Genomic DNA, 19,273 nt, shown 5'->3' with positions numbered 1-19,273 from the left:
CGGGGCGCCGGGCGCCCCGCAGCCTGTCGGTCGGATGATCCTCTCGCCTCTCTGGCTGCCGGTGACCCTGGCCGCCGCGCTGTTCCAGACCTGGCGCACCGCCATGCAGCAGAAGCTGCGCGGTCAGCTTTCGGTCAATGCCGCGGCGGTGGTGCGCTACCTCTACGGCGTGCCGGTCGGCGCCCTGCTGCTGCTGCTCTATCTGCTCGCCTTCGGCGGCGCGCTGCCGCCGGTCTCCGGCATCTTCCTGCTGCTCGCCGCGGCCGGCGGGCTCGGCCAGATCCTCGGCACCAACCTGCTCATCATGTCCTTCGGCTTCCGCGGCTTCGCCGTCGGCACCGCCTATGCGAAGACCGAGGCGGTGCAGGGCGCGATCCTGGCGCTGCTGCTGCTCGGCGAGCGCATCTCGCCGCTCGCCTGGTGCGGCATCGGCGTCGGGGTCGCTGGCGTGCTGTGGCTCTCCCTCGCCGGCAAGGGGCGCAACTTCGGCGAGGTGCTGCGGGCGACGGTGCAGCCCGCGGCGCTCTGCGGCCTTTCCTCCGGCTTCTTCTTCGCGCTCACCAGCGTGCTCATCAAGGCGGCGAACCAGGCGCTGCCGGGCGAGGACCCGATCCTGCGCGCGCTGGTGACATTGGTGACGGCGAATATCCTGCAGACCATCATGCAGGGCGGCTGGCTGCTGGCGCGGGAACCGGATCAGGCGCGGGCCGTCTTCACCACCTGGCGCAGCAGCGCCCAGGTCGGCGCACTCTCCGCCTGCGGCTCGGCCTGCTGGTTCACCGCCTTCGCGCTGGCGCCGGTGGCGATGGTGCGCGCGGTCGGGCAGGTGGAGATCGTCTTCACGCTGCTCTTCGGCCGCTTCTACCTGAAGGAGCGACCCGCCGCGGCCGAGATCCTCGGCGTCGTCGTGGTGATGCTGGGCGTCGTCCTGGTGCTGCTCGGGCGGTAGCCTGGCGCGTGAAGCGCGGGCGCCCGGTGTTGCGGCCGCGTGTCGCATCCTGGCTGATCCTTCATGACGTCTCCGTGCCGTCGCCAGATCAAGGCGCGCATGAATGGTGCCGGCAACGCGGCCTCCCATCCGTCGCCGCTGCCGCTCCGTCGAGGAGGATCGACCCATGCGCATCCCGAGGTTGACGATCGCCACCGTCCTGCTGCTCGCCGCCGGCCCCGCCTTCGCCGATGATACCGCCATACCCGGCCTCGGGCGCACTGGGCCGCAATGGCAGCGGTCGGAGGCCGACAATCCCGAGATGAAGCCCTACATGCAGGCGCAGCCGGCATCGGCCCAGGTGCCGGCGCCCGCCTCGGCTGCCTCGTCCACGCCCGCCGCGCCCATGGTGCCGGTCGATACGCGGCATGCGGTGTTGCAGGACGCGGAGCAGCTGCTGCGTCACGCCGAGGGCGAGATCGCCGCGCGCGACCGGCAGCAGGCGAGCCTCGACCTGCAACAGGCGCGGACCGCCCTGCAGAATGCGAGCGCGGCCGGCGATGCCATGCCGGCCTCGGCGATGCGGCACCTCATCGTCGCGCAGCGCGACCTGCATGGCGGACAGTTCCAGGCGGCGGTGCGCGCGACCGCCGGCGCCGAGCGCGCCATCGAGGCGGCGCGGTAGAGCGGATCGCGGCAGGGCGTGAACGCCCGGACGCGTGAATCCGCGCTGAAAACAAGGAACGACAGCGGAACAGCGCCTATTCTTGAACGCAATCCGCTGTAGCGCGCCGCCTGGGACGGCGGCCGCCTCAGCCCCGCGGCGGATCGACCGGCCGCGGCCGCCCGGCTTCGTCGAGCGCGACATAGGTGATGTCGGCCGAGGTCACCTTGATCCGCTCGCCCTGGCCGTGGCGCAGCACCCAGGCCTCGACATGCAGGGTGAGCGAGGTGCGGCCGACGCGCTTCAGGTCGCAGTAGCAGCAGACGATGTCGCCGACCTTGACCGGCTTGAGGAAGGTCATGTCGGTGGCGGTGACGGTGACCACGCGGCCACCCGCCCGGGCCGAGGCCGCGATGCCGCCGGCGATGTCCATCTGCGCCATGATCCAGCCGCCGAAGATGTCTCCGGCGGGGTTGGTGTCGGCTGGCATGGCGAGGGTGCGGATCTCGAGCTTCCCGTGCGGGCCCAAAGCCTCGGTAGGAGCCCCGGTAGGCCTCTCGCTGCCGGCCGCGGCGCTCATCCGGCGAAGAGCGCCTTGATCGCGGCCGGATCCACCGCCTCGACCGTCGCCGGCGACCAGCTCGGCTTGCCGTCCTTGTCGACCAGCACGCTGCGCACGCCCTCGCGGAAATCGGGATGCCGGTTCACCACGCTGCGCGTCAGCGCCAGCTCCATCTCCAGGCACTCGTCAAGTGTCGCATCGGCGCCGCGGCGGATGAGATCGAGCGAGACGCAGAGCGAGGTCGGCGACATCCGGCGCAGGATCGCCACCTGCTCGCGCGCCCAGTCGGTGCCCTCGGCCTCCAGCGCCGCGAGGATCTCCGGCACGCTGTCGCGGCCGAAGCAGCGGTCGATGGCGTCGCGATGCGGCGCGAAGCTCGCCGCGGGCGGCGCCTCGGCGAAGCGCTCGACCACTGCGGCGTCGCCGGCCAACAGCGCCTCGCGCAGCGTCGGCAGCTTCGCCTTCGGCACGTAATGCGTGGCGAGACCGGCATGCACCGCATCCGCGCCGCGCAGGCGCGCGCCGGTCAGGGCCAGCCAAGTGCCGACCGCGCCCGGCAGGCGTGGCAGGATGTAGGAGGAGCCGACATCGGGGAAGAGGGCGATCGCCGTCTCCGGCATGGCGAGCAACGCGCTCTCAGTGACGACAATGGGCCTGCCATGCGCCGAGACGCCGATGCCGCCGCCCATGCAGACGCCGTCGATCAGCGACACCCAGGGCTTGCCGAAGGTGGCGATGCCGCGATTTACGGCATATTCCTCGGCGAAGAAGGATTCGATCGCCGCGGTGTCGCCCTCAATGGCGAGCTGCCGGATGCGCCGCACGTCGCCGCCGGCGCAGAAGGCCTTGCCGCCCGCGCCCTCGAGCACCACGAGGCGCACGGCCGCGTCGTCCTTCCAGGCATCGATCGCGCTCTGGAAGCCGCGGATCATCGCCAAGTCGAGGGCGTTGAGGGTCTTCGGCCGGTTCATCAGGAGGGTGCCGGCGGCGCCCTCGCGGCGGGCCAGGATGGTCGGCTCGGTGGTCTCGCTCACGCGGCGCTCCTTGGATATCGTCCCGCGACATCGCCAGCGGCGGAGCGAAGGAATCCGGAGAAGCTTCCACCGTGGCGCGTCCTGGCTGGAGCGGGACTAGATCCCGGCACCCGCGCCCGCCCGGTGCCTGCTCTAGCCTCTTGCCCTCGGGCCGGCAACCAGCCGGCGCCCCGCACCGGCTGGTCCCGCGAGGGCCCGGAGGGTATCGCTATCGCCGGGCGAAGAGCCCGACCGCGATGGCAGTCAGGGCCGCCCCGACCAAGCCCTTCTTCGCCGACTGGCTGCGCAGCAGCGGCATCACCATGGCGGCGCGCGCCGTGGTGTCGCCGACCTGGCGCAACGCGTCATCGCGCACCCGCAGCGCCTCGAGGGCCACCGGATCCTGGGCATGCCGTGCCGCGAGCCAGCCGAGGATGGCAGCGAGCACCAGATCGACCCCGCCCACGATCAGTGCGGCGATCGCCGGATCCCGCCCACGCGCCAGCCAGATCAGCCCTGCGATGTGCAGCATGATCACCAGCATCACGGCGAAGACGGCCGCGGCCGCGCCGAGGCCAGCCTGGATGGCATAGCCCCGGCCGGTCCGCTTCCAGCGCAGCGCCTCCGCCTGGGCAGCCAGGCGGAGCAGTTGAAACATGCGCATCCGCGGCCGCCTCCCGGGTCAGTGGCGCTCGCGCGGGTAGACGTAGGTATTGCCGCCCATCAGCCTGCCGATGAGGTAGCCCGCCGCCGCGGCGATGACGACGGCAGTGAGCGGCCGCTCGCGCACCGTCTCGGAGATGGCGTCCGCCTGGTCCTCGATGGTCTCGCGGGCGCGGTTGGCATAGCCCTGCACCTGATCGGCGGCGCCGGCCAGGGCCGGGGTGACGCGATCCTGCATCAGCCGCTCGACCTGCGCGCGCAGCTTCGCCAGCTCTTCCTTCGCGTCATCGTTGACGCGCTGCGCGGAGGCCTGGGCCTGGTCCTTCAGGTTGCGGGCGTCATTGGAGAAATCATTCGCGGCGCTCATGGCGTGCTCCTTCCGCAGGGGTAACTTGCCCAGGGAACGCCGCCGCGATGCGACTGGTTCCACCTTGCGTCGGACGGTCAGGGGGCGGTGTAAGAACGCCCCGCGAAGGACGCGGGTTGGGGATTCGCATGGACGTGCCTCTGCTGCGCTTCGAAGGTGTGCGCCGGCCGGCGCTCGGGCTGCACGGCATCGACCTCGCGGTGCCGCGCGGCGGCTGCACGGTGCTGCTCGGCCCGCAGGGCGCCGGCAAGACCGGCCTGCTGCGCCTGCTGGCCGGCCTGGCCTCGCCGGATGCCGGACGGATATGGCTTGAGGACGCGCTGCTCGATCGCCCGCCGCCGGGCTGGCGCGGCTTCGGCCTTTTCCAGCCGGTGGAGGCGCAGGCGCGGGGGCGCCGCGTCGAGCAGGTGGTGACCGACCTGGTGCTCGCCCTGCCGGCGGCGCAGCGCGCGGCGCAGGTGGCGCGGGCGATGACCCAGCTCGGCCTCGACGGCCAGGAGGCGACGCGGCTCGGCCAGCTCAACCCGGTGCAGCTCCGGCGGCTGGCCCTGGCGCGGGCCCTGGCGCCGCAACCGGCGGTCCTGCTGCTGGACGATCCCTTCGAGGGTCTCGACCAGGGGCTGCGGCACCGGCTGGCCCTGGAATGGCGGGGGTTGTTCCGCCGCCTCGGCCTGACGGTGGTGGTGGCGACGCGCGAGCCCGGCGAGGCGATGCTGCTCGCCGACCATCTCGCCGTGCTCGATGCCGGCGAGGTGGTGCAGGAGGGCACGCCGCAATCGGTCTATGAGGAGCCGGTCTCGGCCTTCGTCGCCTTCCTGCTCGGCGACAACAACCGCCTGTCCGGAACGGTGCTCGCCTTCGACGGCGAGGACTGCCAGGTGCGGCTCGATTGCGGCCCGGAGCTCTGGGCGCGGCGCGGCGACGCCGCCGGGCCGGGCAGTCGCTGCATCGTCGCGGTGCGGCCGGAGCGGGTGGCGGTGGCCGCGATGCGGGCCGAGGAGATGGGCGAGGGCGCGCTGCCGGCGGCGCTGCAGGACGTGATCTTCCTCGGCGACCATCTGCGGCTGCTGCTGGAGGTCGGGCGCGGCGGCGCGCTGGTGGCGAAGCGGCCGCCCGGCAGCCGGGTACCGCGCATCGGCGGCCCGGCCTCGGTCGCCTGGGACCCCTATGCGGCCTTCGCCTATCGGGCTTTGTGAAGGGGATCACTTGGCCAGGGGCCCTCGCGCCCTAATCTGCCTCTCACCCCGAGGGAGAGAGCCATGTCCGTGACCGCCCGTCGTCGCCACCTGCTGCTCGGTGGCGCCGCGCTCCTTGCCATGCCGCACCGCGTCTTCGCCCAGCCCGCCACGCCCGCGGCGCCGACCGGTCCCTTCAGCCTGCCGCCGCTGCCTTATGCGCTAGAGGCGAACGAGGCGGCGATCGACGCCCGCACCATGCAGATCCACCACGACCTGCACCATGCGGCCTATGTGAACAACCTCAATGCGGCGGTGAAGGATCACAGCGCCCTGCACGCCATGCCGATCGAGGCGATGCTGGCGAAGCTGCCGGAATTGCCCGAGGGCATCCGCACCGCCGTGCGCAACAATGGCGGCGGCCATGCCAACCACACGATGTTCTGGGGCATCATGGGCGGCAAGGGCGGCCAGCCGACGGGCGAGCTGATGCAGGCCATCACCCGCGACCTCGGCGGCTGGGACGCCTTCCGCGGCAATTTCGAGCGGGCGGCGAACACGCAGTTCGGCTCCGGCTGGGCCTTCGTCACCGTCACCCGCGACGGCAAGCTCGCGGTGGCGCAGAAGCCGAACCAGGACACGCCGCTGATGGAGGGCGGCCGCGTGCTGCTCGGCAACGATGTCTGGGAGCACGCCTATTACCTGCGCTACCAGAACCGCCGGCCGGAATACACCCGCGCCTGGTGGAACGTGGTGAACTGGGAAGCGGTGGCGCAGCGCTATGCCGCGGCGAAGGCCGGCACGCTGAAGGTGTAGCGGCGGGCCGCCGGGGAACCGGCCGGGGAGCGGCGGGTTGAGGCCGCTCCCCCGAAGCCGAGGTGCCCCGATGCCGCAGATCCGGCTGAAGCCGTTGCCGCAGCAGACCATCGTCATCACCGGCGCCAGCTCCGGCATCGGCCTCGCCACCGCCAGGCGGGCCGCCCAGGCCGGGGCCCGCGTCTTCCTCGTCTCCCGCAACGAGGAGGCGCTGCGGCGGATCGTCGAAGAATTGCGCGGCCGCGGCGGACAGGCGGACTTCGCCGTGGCCGATGTCGGCGACCAGGCGGCGCTGGAGGCGGCGGCGGAAAAGGCCCGGCAGGTCTTCGGCGGCTTCGATTCCTGGGTGAACGATGCCGGAACCTCGATCTATGGCGAGCTCGAGAAGACGCCGCTCGAGGACCAGCGCCGGCTCTTCGACACGAATTACTGGGGCGTGGTGCATGGCTCGCTGATCGCGGCGAAGGAATTGCGCCGCCATGGCGGCGCGCTGGTGAATGTCGGCAGCGTGCTGTCCGACCGGGCCATGATGCTGCAGGGCACCTACAGCGCCACCAAGCATGCGGTGCGCGCCTTCACCGAGGCGCTGCGCATGGAGCTGGAGCGCGACGGCGCGCCGGTCAGCGTGACCCTGATCAAGCCATCGGGCATCGAGACGGCCTTCCAGGAGCATGGCCGCAACCTGCTGGGCGCTCAGGGCATCCGCGTGCCGCCGCCGGCCTATGAGCCGCAGCTGGTGGCGCGGGCCATCCTGCATGCCTGCGAGCACCGCAAGCGGGAGATCGTGGTCGGCTTCGGCGGCCATGCGATCTCGCTGATGGGCAGCCTCTTCCCGCGCGCGACCGACCTGGTGATGGAGGCGGTCGGCTACCCCGCCCAGGTCAGCCGCAAGGCGCCGCGGCAGGAGCGGGCGGACAATCTCTACGCGCCGCGCGGGGACGGGACCGAGAAGAGCCTGACGCGGCCGGTGGCGCCGGTGCGCAAGACCAGCCTGTTCCTCGAGGCGCAGCTTCATCCGGGGATGACGGCGGCGGTGCTGGCCGGGCTCGGCGCCCTGGCCATCGGCGCCAGTGCCGGCGCCGCCCGCCGCGCCGGCGCCGGGCGAATGCCGCTTCCCCGCCGGCGGCGAACGGGTCTCTTCTAGAGCAGATCACGGGAGGGCGAGATCGCCCAGACGCGTGACTCTGCCCTGAAAACAACAGGCTGCAGCGGAGCAGCGTTCACTTTTGAACGCAATCCGCTGTGGATCCCCGGCTTGCGGCGGGCGGCGGCTGCGGGCAGGGTCGGGCGGCCGGACGCCGTCCCGGCCAAATCGCGGAGGACCCCATGCCAGCCAAGCCGGGCTTCGCCCATCCCGAGGCCATCGTCTCGACCGCCTGGCTCGCGGAGCACCTGCGCGATCCCGCGCTCCGCATCTTCGACTGCACGACCTATCTGCACTATGAGAGCGGCACCGGCCGGCCCTATCGCGCCGAGGCGGGCCGCGCCGATTACGAGGCGGCGCATATCCCTGGCTCGGCCTTCCTCGACCTGCAGGGCGAGCTCTCCGACACGGCGAGCCCGTTCAACTTCACCATGCCCGCGCCCGAGGATCTCGCCGCCCGCTTCGCCGCCCGCGGCATCGGCGAGGGCAAGCGCGTCATCCTCTACGCGCGCAAGAGCCCGCAATGGGCCACGCGGGTCTGGTGGATGCTGCGCGCCATCGGCTTCGACGAGGCGGCGATCCTCGACGGCGGCTTCGATGCCTGGAGCGCCGAGGGGCGGCCCACCGAATCCGGCGAGAGCCGCTACCCGGCCGTCAGCCTGACGGCGCGGCCACGGCCGGGCCTCTTCGTCGGCAAGGAGGCGGTGAAGGCGGCGATCGGCGATGCCGGCACCTGCACCATCAACGCCCTCTCCCCCGATCTGCACCGTGGCGAGAATGACCGCTACGGCCGGCCGGGCCGCATCCCCGGCAGCGTCAACGTGCCGGTCGCCGAGCTGCTCGAGCCGGGGCGGCTGACCTTGAAGCCGCCCGCCGAGGTGGCCGAGCGCTTCGCCGCCGTGGGCGCCGACCCGGGGAAGCGCATCCTGCTCTATTGCGGCGGCGGCATCGCGGCGACGCTCGATGCCTTCCTGCTGCACCAGCTCGGCTATCGCAACCTCGCGGTCTACGACGCCTCGATGAGCGAATGGGCGAAGGACCCCTCCCTGCCGATCGAGCGGGGATGACCGCGCCTGCCGGCCGGCCCCAAACCGGGGCCGGCCGGCGCCGCGTTCAGAACAGCAGTCCCTTCTTCAGCAGGCCGTGCACGCCCTTCTCGCCGTTCACCGTCTGCGTCACGTGGAAATCCACCGCGAGGCTGCAAAGCTGGTAGGCATCGGCCGCCGAGAGGTTGGCGCGGCTGACGATGAAGGCGATCATCTCGCGCAGCGCCTGCTTCATGGCGAGGTCGAGATCCTCGTGCATGCCCATGCTGATGTAATGCGTCGGCGTCTCGGCACGCGGATATGCCAGCAGCGGGTCCTTGGCGCCGCCGCCCTTCTCCAGGCTGAGGCGGAAATGCCCGGTGAGGCACATCTCGAGCGCGTTGATGCAGACCTCGCCATCGCCCTGCACGCCATGCCCGTCGCCGGCCGAGAAATTCGCCCCCTCCACGAAGACCGGCAGGAAGAGCGTGGCGCCGGCGCCGATCTCCTTGTTGTCGAGGTTGCCGCCATGCGCCCGCGGCTCCTTGGTGCTGATCGCGCCCCATTCCGGCGGCGGCGCCACGCCCATGACCCCGAAGAAGGGCGAGAGCGGCAGGGTGATGCCGGGGCCGACCGGCACCTTGCAGGTCATCGCCTCCCGGTCGACCGGGATGTGCAGCACGCGGGCATAGGGGAAGTCCTCGGGCAGCGTGCCGAAGAGCGGCCGGAAGCCGCAGAAGCCCCAGTCGGCGCCGAGGTCGATCCGCTCGATATCCACGCGCAGCACGTCGCCCGGCTCGGCGCCCTTCACCGCGACCGGTCCGGTGAGGATATGTGGCCCGAGCCGCGGCACGCCGCCGGCATGAATGGCAGCCAGCCGCTCCGGGATCGCCATGCCGCTGCCGGGCGGCGGCATCACCTCCTTCGCGCCGGAGACGCATTCCAGGATGACGAGATCGCCCGGCGCCACCTCCTGCACCGGGGCGAAGGAGGCGTCGAAGGCGCCCCAGCGGACATTGGCGATGGTCGGCTCGATGCGATGCGTCGCGGGCATGCGGCTCCCCCGGCTCGGATGGTTCCGCATGGAGCCAAGCCCGTGCCGGAGAGGCAAGGGGGCTTGTCGGACAGCGCCCGCATCCTCCGGGCCCAGAGGGGCTGCCACCGGGCCGCGCGGCGGTTTCGTGGGGCGTATTACAGCCAACCCTTGCGCTTGAAGTAGACGATCGGCAGCACGGCGGAACCGATCATCAGCCCCACGACCAGGGGGTAGCCGAACTCCCAATGCAGTTCCGGCATCGTCTCGAAATTCATGCCGTAGATGCTGGCGATCAGCGTCGGCGGCATCAGCGCGACGCTCGCCACGGTGAAGGTCTTGATGATGGCGTTCTGCTCGACATTGATGATGCCGAGGACGGCATCGAGCAGGAAATTGGCCTTGCTGTTGAGGAAATTCGCGTGCTCGACGAGGGAGCGCACGTCGCGCACCAGGGTCTTGATCAGCCCCTGATTCTCCTTGCGCACCGCGGTCGCCTTCTCGGCCGTCAGAAAGGTCAGGATGCGCGAGAGGCCGAGCAGCGTCTCGCTCGCCCGCGTGGTGACCTCGCCGACCTGGCCGAGGGTGATCAGCGCGTCCTTCAGGTCGGCATCCTTGGTCGTTGCCTTCACCTTGGCGCGGGCCGAGCGGAAGGCGGCCTGGCTGGCGCGGTCCATGTCGGAGGCGATGCGCTCGAGGATATCGGCCAGGCGGTCGACGATCTGCTCGAACAGATGCAGCATCACCCCGTCCGGCGAGTTCAGCAGGGCGACCGGGGTGCGGTGGCAGCGCGCGGCGAAGACCGCCACCGCCCGCGGCGTCGCGTAGCGCACGGTGATCAGCGCGCTGTTCGCCAGCACGAAGGTGATGGCGGTCGAGCCCATCTCCCCGCCCTCGATCCCGTAGAGGAAGGGCGCGGTGAGGAAGAGGGCGTCGTCCTCGCGGTAGAGGCGGGAGGAGCTCTCGATCTCCTGCATCTCCTCGCGCGTCGGGATCTCGAGGCGCAGCGCCTCCTGCACCTGCCGCTCCTCCTCCGGCGTCGGGGTGAGCAGGTCGATCCAGACCGCCCGGCGGAGCGCCTCCGGCTCCTGCGGTCCCTCGCGCACCAGGAGATGGCCGTTCTCGACGGTGTAGGTGGTCAGCATCCGGCAGTCCCCCGGGTCGGAACGGGTCTGGCGCATCCGGCACCGCCCGCCATGCCCTCGGCATCGCGGCCTGCGCCAGATCGCTGTTTTCGGAGCAGAGTCTCGCCTTCCGGCCTCTCCGGCCGTCTGCGATGTGCTCTAGCCGCAGCGGCCAGACAAGTCACCCCTGGGGCAAGTCACCCTGGGGCAAGTCACCCCTGGCCTGGCGCTTGCTCCCATCCCGGCCGATCACCCCCTCCGGCCGAGAGGTAACCAGGGATGCGACGTCTCTTGCCGCTTTTTGCGGCAATCCTCTGCCTCGCCCTCGCCCAGATGGGGCCTGCCGCGGCGGGACGCTGGCCGGCGCGCCCGATCCGCATCGTCGTCGTCTTCCCGCCCGGCGGCGCCTCCGACATCGCGGCCCGGGTCCTCGCGGAGGCCTTGGGGCCGAAGCTCGGCCAGCGCGTGGTGGTGGACAACAAGCCCGGAGCGGGCGGCACGCTGGCGGCGCTGCATGTCGCGCAGCAGCCCCCCGACGGCTACACGCTTATGCTGAGCAACACGGCGCCGATCGTCACCTCGCCGCCGCTCTACAGCCGGCCGGGCTACGATCCGCAGGCCTCCTTCACCCATATCGCCTATATCGGCGCGACGCCGATAGTGGTGGTCAGCAACCTCGCGGTCCCGGCGCAGGACCTACGGGGGCTGCTGGCCTGGATGAAGGCGCAGCCCGTCCCAGTGACCTACGGCACCTCCGGCGCCGGCTCGGTCGGGCATGTGGTCGGCACCATGGTCTCGCAGCAGACGGGGATCCCGCTGAACCACGCGCCCTATCGCGGCTCGCAGCCCATGCAGGCCGATCTCCTGGGCGGCTCCATCCTCCTTTCCTTCGACACGCTGCCGGAGAATGTCGAGACTATCCGCGGCGGCCGGCTGCGCGCCTATGCCGTGACGGCGCCCGCGCGGGTGCCGAGCGTGCCCGAGGTGCCGACGGTAAGCGAGGCGGGGCTGCCCGGCCTGCTGGCGCAGAACTGGCTCGGCCTCTCCGCGCCGGCGCATCTCCCGGTGCCGGTCACCGAGCGCCTGCATGCCGAGCTGACGGCGGCGATGCAGCAGCCCGCCATCCGTGACAGGCTGGCGACAGTCGGCATCGTCCCGGGCGAGATGAGCCAGGTGGCGTTCACCCGCTTCGTCGGCGAGCAGATCGACAGCGTGGGCGGCATGGTGAAGGCCATGGGCATCCGCAACGACTGACCGCGGCGCCGGCCGCCGCGACGCCGCAAGGAGGGACCATGGAGGAGGACGACGTCCTGCGCCGCGCCATCGCCCTCTCGGCCGAGGCCGCGGCGAGGCCGGGCAGCGAGCCCTTCGGCGCCGTGGTGGTGCGCGACGGGCAGGTGGTGGGCGAGGGGTTCAACCGCTCGCGCGGCCGGCTCGACCCCACCTCGCATGGCGAGACCGAGGCGATCCGCGACGCCTGCGCCCGGCTCGGCACGCTCGACCTCTCCGGCTGCGTGCTGTTCTCCTCCTGCGAGCCCTGCGCCCTCTGCGTCGCGGCGATGGAGATCGCCGGCATCGCCCGCGTCGTCTATGCCGCCTCCCTCGCCGACAGCGCCCGGGTCCTCGCCGCCGTGCCGGCCGGGCTGCGGCGGCGCGGCGATGTGGCGGCGCTGCGCCGGGAGGCCGGGGCGCCGATCGGCCAGGGACGCATGCCGGCGCGGCAGGCGCTGGTCGCCGAGGCGATCACGGTGCTGGAGGGCTGGGCCGCCGCGCCGTCTTGATCGCCGCCGGGGGCGGTGCTGTCCTGCCCCGAAAGGGAGGGGCCGCCCGATGCAGACACGCCAGGTGGAGACGGGGCCCGGCCTCGTCTTCGATGTCTCGGTGGCCGGCGATCCGGCCGCGCCGCTCGTGCTGCTGCTGCACGGCTTCGCCGTCTCCCGCCATCTCTACGATGCGCAACTGCCCGCGCTGGCCGCGGCGGGCTGTTTCGCCGCGGCGCCCAACCAGCGCGGCTACTCGGCCGGGGCGCGACCCGACCCGGCGGATGTGGCGCAATACGACATCGAGCTGCTGATCCGCGACGCCCTCGACCTCGCCGACGCCCTCGGCGGGCCCCGGGGCGAGGAGGGGCGGCGCTTCCATCTCGTCGGGCATGACTGGGGCGGCAGCCTCGCCTGGGAGATCGCGGCGCATTGGCCGGAGCGGCTGGCCTCGCTCACCATGCTCTCCCGCCCGCATCCCGGCGCCTTCGCCCGGGCGCTGGCCGAGGATCCGGAGCAGCCGCAGCGCTCCCGCCACCACAAGGCCTTCCTCGAGCCGGATGCGGTGCCCAGGCTCCTGGCCGAGGACTGCGCCTGGCTGCGGCGCCGGCACGCCGCGCAGGGCATCCCGCCGGCGCAGACGGCGAAGCATCTCGCGGTGCTGGGCAGCGAGCCGGCGATGGCGGCGGCCCTCGCCTGGTATCGGGCCCGCGGCACGGTGCACCGGCCCATCCCGAAGATCCGGGTGCCGACCCTGTTCCTCTGGGGCGATGCCGACGACACGGTGGGGCGCATGGCGGCCGAGGGCACGGGCGCGTTCATCGAGGCGCCCTATCGCTTCGAGATCCTGCCGGGGGTCGGCCATTACGCGCCGGACCAGGTGCCGGAGCGGGTGAACGCGCTGCTGCTGGAGCATCTGCGGGCGTATCCCGCCTGAGCAGGTCCCTCCGGGCGTTCAGGCGGCCCCGAAGCGGTCCTGCAGCCGCAGCAGCAGGATCCGCTCGATCTGGCGCACCGCCTCGGCACGCTCGGTGGCGGCGTCCCGGCCCAGCCGGGCCTCGAAGCTGGCGAGGATCTCGGCCGCGCCGCGGCCGCGCACCGCCATGATGAAGGGAAAGCCGAAGCGCGCGCGATAGGCCGCGTTCAGCGCCAGGAAACGCGCCCGGCCGGCGGCATCCAGCGCGTCGAGCCCGGCCGAGCCCTGCTCCTTCGCGCTGTCCGCCGTCACCGCCCCGCGCGCGAGCAGCGCGCCGGCGAGATCGGGATGGCCGTTCAGGAAGGCGGTCAGCGCCTCGTCCCGCAGGCTGCGGAGCACCGCGACGAAGCCGGCCTGCAGTGCCTCGGCCGAGCGGCAATCGGGCCCGCCGGCCCAGACCGCCTCGGCGAGGTCGGGACGGTTCTCGAAGACAGGGCCGAAGCAGGTGAGGAAATCCTCCCGCGTCACGCCACGGGCAGCCCGAAGCGCCGGGCGACGCCGGGGAAGTCGCTCTCCGCCGGATGCCGGCCGGAGGCGACCGTCCCGTCGGCCGCGCGGACGAGCTGGCAGACCGGCATCCCGGCCGCCGCCGCCGCGTCCAGTTCCTCCGCGACATCGGAGAGGAAGAGGATGTCGGCGGCCGGCAGGCCGAGCGCGGCGGCGATCGCCCGGTAGCTCGCCGCCTCCCGCTTGGCGCCCATCCGCGTGTCGAAGAAGCCGGCGAAGAGCGGCGTCAGGTCGCCCGCCTCGCTATGGCCGAAGAGGTCGCGCTGCGCCTCCTCCGAGCCCGAGGAATAGATGGCGAGGCGCAGCCCGGCCGCGGCCCAGGCCCGCAGGCAGCCGGGCACATCGGGCCAGAGATGCCCCCGCAGCCGGCCATCGGCATAGCCCCGGTGCCAGATCAGCCCCTGCAGGGCCTTCAGCGGCGTCACCTTGGCATCCGCCGCCATCCAGCCCCGCAGCGCCGCCACCGGCTCCTGCCCCGGCGCCGCTGCCCGGACCGCTGCCAGGATCTCGCGCACCGCCGGGGTCTCGCCCTGGGTGGCGAGGAAGTCCTCGAGCGACGCGGCCGCGAAGGGGAAGAGCCGGTCCTTCACGAAGGCGATGCTGGTGGTCGTCCCCTCGATATCGGTGAGGATGGCGGCCGGGCGCGGCATCTCAGGCGGCGACCGGGAAGCGCCCGGCGATGTCGCTGCCGGTGAAATGCGCCACCCAGCCCGACTGGTCGGTGAAGATGCGCAGCGCGGTGAAGCGCGGCGCCTCGCCGGCGTCGAACCAGTGCCGGGTATTGGCCGGCACGCTGATCAGGTCGCCCTGCACGCAGTGCGCATCCCAGACCTTGCCATCGACATGCATGACGAAATCGCCGCTGCCGCGGACGAAGAAGCGCACCTCGTCCTCGGTGTGCACATGCTCGGAGAGGAATTTCTGCCGCATCGCGGCGGCCTGCGGATGGTCCGGCGTCAGGCTGATGACGTCGGCGCTGCCCGCGCCGGTCTCGCCCATCAGCCTGTCGAGATGGGGGCGGTAGGCTTCCAGCACCTGCTCGTTGCTGGCGCCCTCCGGCACCGCGACGCCCTCCCAGCGCTCGAAGCGCACGCCGATCCCGCCCAGGGCCCGGGCGATCTCCTCGGCATCCTCGGTCTGCAGCACCGTGCGGCCGGTCTCGGCCTCCCACACCGTCAGTCGGCTCATCTCAGCGCCCTCCGTGTTTCCATCTCGCAGGCGAGCATGAATTCCAGCGCCTCCAGCCGCATCAGCGCGGCCGGCATGTCGGCGCCCCATACATAGATCCCATGGCCCCGGATCAGATAGCCCGGCGGGACCTCCGCCATGGCGTCCCAGCGCCGCTCCACCTCGGATTGCAGGCGCGGGATGTCCTGCTCGTTGTCGAGGATCGGCACCGTCACCGAGGCGGCATGCGTCGGCAACCCTGGGAAAGCCTTCAGCAATTCGTAGCCCTCCAGCCGGATGGCATCGGCCCCGGCCCGGGAGAGAACCGTGACCGGCACCGAATGCCCGTGCAGCACCGCCCCGGCTTCGGGGAAGCGGCGGTAGATGCCGCAATGCAGCCCGGTTTCCGCCGAAGGCCGGTCGCCCGGATGCAGCGGCCGGCCGTCCAGGTCGACCCGGATCACGCCCTCGGCTGCGAGGAATCCCTTGTGACCGCCGGATCGGGTGATGGCCAGGCTGCCATCGGGCAACCGGACGGAGATGTTCCCCGCCGTCGCCGGCACCCAGCCGAAATGGTCCATGCGCCGGCCGGCCGCGATGATGGCGGCGGTTGCGGCGGCGAAAGCGTCGTCCGGCATTGGCATCGCGGATAAGGGCTGGAGCGGATCGCGGGCGGGCGTGGATGCCCGGACGCGTGAACCGGCTCGGAAAATGACGGGCTACAGCGGAACGGCGCTCGATGCTGAACGCCATTCGCTGGGGAGGGGCGCCCTCCGGCCGGAGGGCGCCCGATCAGGTCAAGGTTTCGCGGCGGGATCGGCCTCACCCGCCGGGGCCCGCTGCCTCAGGCGGCGGGGCGGCTCGTCGTGGTCGTGCCGTGGGTGGTTTCGGCCGGCTGCCCCGGGCCGCCGATGCTGCCGGCCGGCTTGGTGGCGGCGGGCGGCGCGCTCTCGGCGAGCGAGGCATCGGGCTCGTCCTCCTTCATGTTCTTCTTGAAGGACTTGATGCCTGTGGCGAGGTCTCCCATCAGCGTGCTGATCTTGCCGCTGCCGAAGAGCAGCAGGACGACCAGCAGCACGATGAGCCAGTGCCAGATGCTGAAGGAACCCATGTGACGCCCCGATGACCCTGTCTGTTGTCGCACCCCGCGCCGCCCGGTCCGACAAGGATGGATCCGGCAACGAAGGATGGCCCTGCCTGGCCCTTGCCGGCGGTCGCGGCCGTTCCGCGACCCATCCCGGCATTGCCGCGGACACTAGTGCGCCGCCCCTGGCGGCGCAAACACGCAGATGGTTCGGCGGCCGTCCCCAGACAACCGGAAAAGGCTCCGCTAGGCCGAACCATGCGGTGGAATGAGGGCCGTCCGGCCCGCATCTCGTCCCCGCATTCCCAAGGGCATCGCCACGGCCGGCCGCGGCGTCAGGCCTCGGCCTTGATGCCGAGGCGGTGGATCAGGGCGCCCCAGCGCGCCGTCTCGGCCGCGACGAAGCGGCTCGCCGCCTCGGGCCCGCTGGCCACCACCTCGAAGCCGCCCGCTTCCAGCGCCCGCCGGGCCTGCGGCTCGGCCAGCGCCACCCCGGCCTCGCGGGCCAGGCGGGCAACGCGCCCGGCCGGCATCGAGGCCGGGGCGATGAGGGCGTTCCAGGCATAGCTCGCGGCATCCGCCATGCCGCTCTCGGCCAGGGTCGGCACCTCCGGCGCCTGCGGGATCCGCCGCTCGGCGGTGACGGCGAGGGCGCGCACCTGGCCTTCGCGCATCTGCGGCAGGATGCCGGCCGAGACCAGGATCATCGCCTCGATCCGGCCGGCCACCAGGTCGAGCACCGCCTGTGGGAAGCCGCGATAGGGCACATGCACCATGTCGAGCCCGGCCCGCGCCATCAGGTCGGCCATGGCGAGATGCCCGCCGGAGCCGGAGCCGACCGAGCCGAAGGACAGCTTGCCGGGATTGGCCCGGACATGGGCGATGAACCCGGCCAGGTTGGTGGCCGGGATGGCGGGATGCACCACCAGCACCTGCGCCGCGCGGACCAGCAGGGAGACGACGGCCAGGTCGCGGGCCGGGTCGTAGGGCAGGTCGGGATAGAGCGCCTTGGCGGTGCTGAGCGGGCCGTTGATGGTCAGCCCGATGACATGGCCGTCGCTCGCCTTGGCCACGAGGTCGGTGCCGATATTGCCGCCCGCCCCGGCGCGGTTCTCCACCACGAAGGGCTGGCCGAAGGCCTGGGTGAAATGGCTGGCGACCGCCCGGCCGGTGATGTCCGGCGTCGAGCCCGGCGGGAAGGGCAGGATGAAGCGCACCGGCCGCTCCGGCCAGGCGGGTTGCGCCAGGGCCGGCGCGGCGAGCAGCAGGCCAGGCGCGACGAGGAGAGGGCGGCGGGACAGGCTCATGGTGACATCCTCGGGCGACCTGGGGGCGACCTGGGGGCCGACCCTGGCGGCCCATGCGCGGGCTCTCATCGCCGGCCCGGCTCGCCGCGGCAAGACGCCGCCCGCGCCCCGGCGCCGGGGCGCGTCAGGGCTTGGCGGCGGGCGGCCCGGCCGCGGGCGGGGCCTCCGCCGGGGCGGGCTTCGCGCCCTCGGCCGGGGTCGGGGCGACGTCATCGGCCGGCCTGGCGGGCGGCGTCGGCGCCGGCGTTTGCGCGCGGGCCGGCGCCTCGGGCGCGGCGGCGCCGGCGGTCGCCGGCAGCAGCACCACCGTCACGCTCCGCTCCTCCGGCACGGCGCCGCGCGCGAAGGCGGCGCGGCGGGCCTCGGCACGGATGCGCTCCGGCGCGACCCCGAGCTTGGCGAGCGCCACCGCCACCTGGCCGGCGCGCTTGGCGGCGAGCTGGGTGCCGCTCTGGGCGCCGCCTTCCTGCGGGCCGGCATGGCCGAGCACGCAGAGCGGCCGCCCCGGCTCTCTCTTCGCCCGCTCCGCGACGGCGGCGAGGTTGGTGCGGGCCGCCTCGCCCGGGGCGGCGGCGCCGCGGGCGAAGGGAATGGCGAAGACATCGTCCTCGAGCTGGTCGGCGCCGACGCAGTTGAAGGAGCGTGACTGGGCGAGGGCGGCGCCGGGCAGCAGGGCCGCCAGCAGCAGGATGGCCGGGAGCATCAGGCGGCGGCCAGCAGGCCGGCCTCGCGCAGCCGCGCGAGCAGGGAAGGGGCATCCACCTGCGGATGCGCGGCCCGGAGTTCCGGCTCGGCGATGTCCGGCCGGGCTAGCAGCCAGCCCGCCGCCTCGGCTTCGGGCGGCGCGAGGGGCAGGATGCCCTGCGCGGTCTTCAGGACCCATTCCGCTCCCCGCCGCACCGGCTTCGCGCCGGGCGCCAGGACCTTCCAGGCCGGCACCTCCGCATCGGCCGTCGCCGTCTCCGGTTCCGCCAGGCCGCGCGCCGCCAGCAGGTCGTTGCCGCCGCGGACGAAATGATACTCGGCGACGAAGCGCTCCAGCGCCGCCATCACCTTCGGGTCGCGCGCCAGCTCCGCCAGCCGCTGGGCGAGCTGCCCGGCCCGGGTCGTGAGCGCGAAGCGCGCGGCCGCCGAGCCGTCCTGCCGCGGCAGCGGCTTGCGGAACTCGGCATCGTAGAGGGCGCGCTCATGCAGGATGTTGAGCAGGTCCATCCCAAGCGGCGCGTGCAGCCCGAAGGCGACATGCACCGAGGCCGGCGCCTCGGCCAGCGCGTCATGGTACCAGCCGCGCGGCAGGTAGAGCAGGTCGCCGGCCTTCAGCAGCACCTTCTCCCGCAGCCGGCCCTTCTGCTGCTCGTGCTGCGCCTGGCTCTCGGTGCGGAAGGCGGGATGGGCGATCGGCCATTCGGCGCGGCCTTCCCAGACATTCCAGGTCTTCTCGCCCTCGACCTGCACCGCCCAGACGTCATGCGTGTCGTAATGCGCCGGGAAGGCCTTGTGGCTTTGCCAGGAGATGTAGACATTCGCCTGCGCCTTGCCGAGCCCGGCGGCTTCCAGCGCGCCGCTGACGGCGGCGAGGCCGGGGGTCAGGCTGTCGACGTCGTTCAGCACCAGGCTCGCGCCGCGCGCCACCCAGTCCCGCACCCGCGCGGCCACGGGCTGCTGCACCGGGTCGTTGTCCCGGCTGGTGGCGCGGCTGCAATACTGCTCGGCGGGCACGGGCGTGCCGTCCATGACCAGCTTGAGCGACTGGCCGGACCAGATGTGGGTCATGTCCAGCAGCCGGTTGATCTGCCGCCAGGACAGGACATGGGCGAATTTCGCCGCCGCGCCGCGAATGTGCAGTGGCTTGCGGTCGTGGTACTCGGCAAAGAACTGCTCGGGCGTCACGGGCGCCAGCAGCTCGGCGAAGGTCATGCTCATGGCGGATGACACTAGCCGATTCGCGGCCCCCGGGT

General features: G+C 72.5%; 23 protein-coding genes. 9 read left to right on the top strand and 14 right to left on the bottom strand.

Features of this window, described 5'->3' with window-relative positions; translation table 11 throughout:
- Positions 1 to 34 precede the first annotated feature (34 nt).
- Both HJG45_RS14490 and HJG45_RS14485 read left to right on the top strand, forming a co-directional pair.
- Positions 35 to 949 carry an EamA family transporter gene (locus HJG45_RS14490; RefSeq protein ID WP_171612823.1) on the top strand — a complete coding sequence of 305 codons (915 nt, stop codon included), beginning with the start codon at positions 35 to 37 and terminating at the stop codon, positions 947 to 949.
- Between the two features lie 166 nt (positions 950 to 1,115).
- Positions 1,116 to 1,613, top strand: a complete 498-nt coding sequence (locus HJG45_RS14485) for a hypothetical protein (RefSeq protein WP_171612822.1) — start codon at positions 1,116 to 1,118, stop codon at positions 1,611 to 1,613.
- A gap of 127 nt (positions 1,614 to 1,740) precedes the next feature.
- Here HJG45_RS14485 and HJG45_RS14480 read toward each other — a convergent pair whose 3' ends face one another.
- The 4 genes from HJG45_RS14480 to HJG45_RS14465 all read right to left on the bottom strand — a co-directional run bounded on the left by HJG45_RS14480 (position 1,741) and on the right by HJG45_RS14465 (position 4,197).
- Positions 1,741 to 2,121: an acyl-CoA thioesterase gene (locus tag HJG45_RS14480; protein ID WP_408902021.1), complete on the bottom strand. Its 381-nt coding sequence runs from the start codon at positions 2,119 to 2,121 to the stop codon at positions 1,741 to 1,743.
- Between the two features lie 47 nt (positions 2,122 to 2,168).
- Positions 2,169 to 3,188 carry a 3-hydroxyisobutyryl-CoA hydrolase gene (locus HJG45_RS14475; RefSeq protein WP_171612820.1) on the bottom strand — a complete coding sequence of 340 codons (1,020 nt, stop codon included), beginning with the start codon at positions 3,186 to 3,188 and terminating at the stop codon, positions 2,169 to 2,171.
- 208 nt (positions 3,189 to 3,396) lie between these two features.
- Positions 3,397 to 3,825 carry a phage holin family protein gene (locus HJG45_RS14470; RefSeq protein ID WP_171612819.1) on the bottom strand — a complete coding sequence of 143 codons (429 nt, stop codon included), beginning with the start codon at positions 3,823 to 3,825 and terminating at the stop codon, positions 3,397 to 3,399.
- A 24-nt stretch (positions 3,826 to 3,849) separates the two neighbouring features.
- The gene (locus HJG45_RS14465) at positions 3,850 to 4,197 is read right to left on the bottom strand and encodes a YqjD family protein (protein WP_171612818.1); all 348 of its coding nucleotides are present in this window, start codon (positions 4,195 to 4,197) and stop codon (positions 3,850 to 3,852) included.
- A gap of 128 nt (positions 4,198 to 4,325) precedes the next feature.
- Here HJG45_RS14465 and HJG45_RS14460 point away from each other — a divergent pair, with 128 nt between their 5' ends.
- From HJG45_RS14460 to HJG45_RS14445, 4 genes are all read left to right on the top strand, one after another.
- Positions 4,326 to 5,393 carry an ABC transporter ATP-binding protein gene (locus tag HJG45_RS14460; RefSeq protein WP_171612817.1) on the top strand — a complete coding sequence of 356 codons (1,068 nt, stop codon included), beginning with the start codon at positions 4,326 to 4,328 and terminating at the stop codon, positions 5,391 to 5,393.
- Between the two features lie 120 nt (positions 5,394 to 5,513).
- The gene (locus HJG45_RS14455; RefSeq protein ID WP_254452535.1) at positions 5,514 to 6,188 is read left to right on the top strand and encodes a superoxide dismutase; all 675 of its coding nucleotides are present in this window, start codon (positions 5,514 to 5,516) and stop codon (positions 6,186 to 6,188) included.
- A 70-nt stretch (positions 6,189 to 6,258) separates the two neighbouring features.
- A complete protein-coding gene (locus HJG45_RS14450; protein WP_171612815.1) occupies positions 6,259 to 7,332 on the top strand; it encodes an SDR family oxidoreductase in 1,074 nt (357 codons plus the stop codon).
- Between the two features lie 182 nt (positions 7,333 to 7,514).
- Positions 7,515 to 8,399, top strand: a complete 885-nt coding sequence (locus HJG45_RS14445; protein ID WP_171612814.1) for a sulfurtransferase — start codon at positions 7,515 to 7,517, stop codon at positions 8,397 to 8,399.
- Between the two features lie 46 nt (positions 8,400 to 8,445).
- Here HJG45_RS14445 and HJG45_RS14440 read toward each other — a convergent pair whose 3' ends face one another.
- Together HJG45_RS14440 and corA are read right to left on the bottom strand one after the other, a co-directional pair.
- Positions 8,446 to 9,411 carry an acetamidase/formamidase family protein gene (locus HJG45_RS14440; protein ID WP_171612813.1) on the bottom strand — a complete coding sequence of 322 codons (966 nt, stop codon included), beginning with the start codon at positions 9,409 to 9,411 and terminating at the stop codon, positions 8,446 to 8,448.
- A gap of 137 nt (positions 9,412 to 9,548) precedes the next feature.
- Positions 9,549 to 10,571, bottom strand: coding sequence for a magnesium/cobalt transporter CorA (gene corA / locus HJG45_RS14435; RefSeq protein WP_254452511.1), 1,023 nt, complete (start codon positions 10,569 to 10,571; stop codon positions 9,549 to 9,551).
- A gap of 222 nt (positions 10,572 to 10,793) precedes the next feature.
- Between corA and HJG45_RS14430 the strand changes: the two genes are divergently transcribed.
- Genes HJG45_RS14430 through HJG45_RS14420 form a run of 3 tightly spaced genes read left to right on the top strand, consistent with a single transcriptional unit; the run spans position 10,794 to position 13,211 of the window.
- Entirely contained in the window at positions 10,794 to 11,768 is a 975-nt protein-coding gene (locus HJG45_RS14430; protein ID WP_171612812.1) for a tripartite tricarboxylate transporter substrate binding protein, read from the top strand.
- Positions 11,769 to 11,806: 38 nt separating this feature from the next.
- Complete coding sequence (locus tag HJG45_RS14425) at positions 11,807 to 12,295, top strand: nucleoside deaminase (RefSeq protein WP_171612811.1); 489 nt, start codon at positions 11,807 to 11,809, stop codon at positions 12,293 to 12,295.
- Positions 12,296 to 12,344: 49 nt separating this feature from the next.
- Positions 12,345 to 13,211, top strand: a complete 867-nt coding sequence (locus HJG45_RS14420) for an alpha/beta fold hydrolase (protein ID WP_171612810.1) — start codon at positions 12,345 to 12,347, stop codon at positions 13,209 to 13,211.
- Positions 13,212 to 13,229: 18 nt separating this feature from the next.
- Here the strand turns inward: HJG45_RS14420 and uraD are convergent, their stop codons facing one another.
- From uraD to HJG45_RS14380, 8 genes are all read right to left on the bottom strand, one after another.
- A complete protein-coding gene (uraD, locus tag HJG45_RS14415; RefSeq protein WP_171612809.1) occupies positions 13,230 to 13,718 on the bottom strand; it encodes a 2-oxo-4-hydroxy-4-carboxy-5-ureidoimidazoline decarboxylase in 489 nt (162 codons plus the stop codon).
- On the bottom strand, positions 13,715 to 14,407 hold the full coding sequence (gene mtnC, locus HJG45_RS14410) for an acireductone synthase (RefSeq protein WP_171612808.1): 693 nt from the start codon (positions 14,405 to 14,407) through the stop codon (positions 13,715 to 13,717). The genes uraD and mtnC overlap by 4 nt, the downstream gene beginning before the upstream one ends.
- A gap of 1 nt (position 14,408) precedes the next feature.
- A complete protein-coding gene (locus HJG45_RS14405; RefSeq protein ID WP_171612807.1) occupies positions 14,409 to 14,945 on the bottom strand; it encodes an acireductone dioxygenase in 537 nt (178 codons plus the stop codon).
- Complete coding sequence (locus HJG45_RS14400; RefSeq protein WP_171612806.1) at positions 14,942 to 15,562, bottom strand: methylthioribulose 1-phosphate dehydratase; 621 nt, start codon at positions 15,560 to 15,562, stop codon at positions 14,942 to 14,944. The genes HJG45_RS14405 and HJG45_RS14400 overlap by 4 nt, the downstream gene beginning before the upstream one ends.
- Positions 15,563 to 15,768: 206 nt before the next feature.
- On the bottom strand, positions 15,769 to 16,035 hold the full coding sequence (locus tag HJG45_RS14395; RefSeq protein ID WP_171612805.1) for a twin-arginine translocase TatA/TatE family subunit: 267 nt from the start codon (positions 16,033 to 16,035) through the stop codon (positions 15,769 to 15,771).
- 308 nt (positions 16,036 to 16,343) lie between these two features.
- Positions 16,344 to 17,315: a tripartite tricarboxylate transporter substrate binding protein gene (locus tag HJG45_RS14390; RefSeq protein ID WP_171612804.1), complete on the bottom strand. Its 972-nt coding sequence runs from the start codon at positions 17,313 to 17,315 to the stop codon at positions 16,344 to 16,346.
- Between the two features lie 124 nt (positions 17,316 to 17,439).
- The gene (locus tag HJG45_RS14385) at positions 17,440 to 18,018 is read right to left on the bottom strand and encodes an OmpA family protein (RefSeq protein ID WP_171612803.1); all 579 of its coding nucleotides are present in this window, start codon (positions 18,016 to 18,018) and stop codon (positions 17,440 to 17,442) included.
- On the bottom strand, positions 18,018 to 19,238 hold the full coding sequence (locus HJG45_RS14380) for a cupin domain-containing protein (RefSeq protein ID WP_171612802.1): 1,221 nt from the start codon (positions 19,236 to 19,238) through the stop codon (positions 18,018 to 18,020). Before HJG45_RS14380 ends, HJG45_RS14385 begins: the two co-directional genes overlap by 1 nt.
- Positions 19,239 to 19,273: the final 35 nt, after the last annotated feature.

The sequence above is a fragment of the Roseicella sp. DB1501 genome (genome assembly GCF_013112485.1).
In the GTDB taxonomy this organism is placed as follows: domain Bacteria; phylum Pseudomonadota; class Alphaproteobacteria; order Acetobacterales; family Acetobacteraceae; genus Paracraurococcus.
Note: the sequence above shows the minus strand (reverse complement) of the source record. Positions and strands in the feature narration are given on the sequence as shown.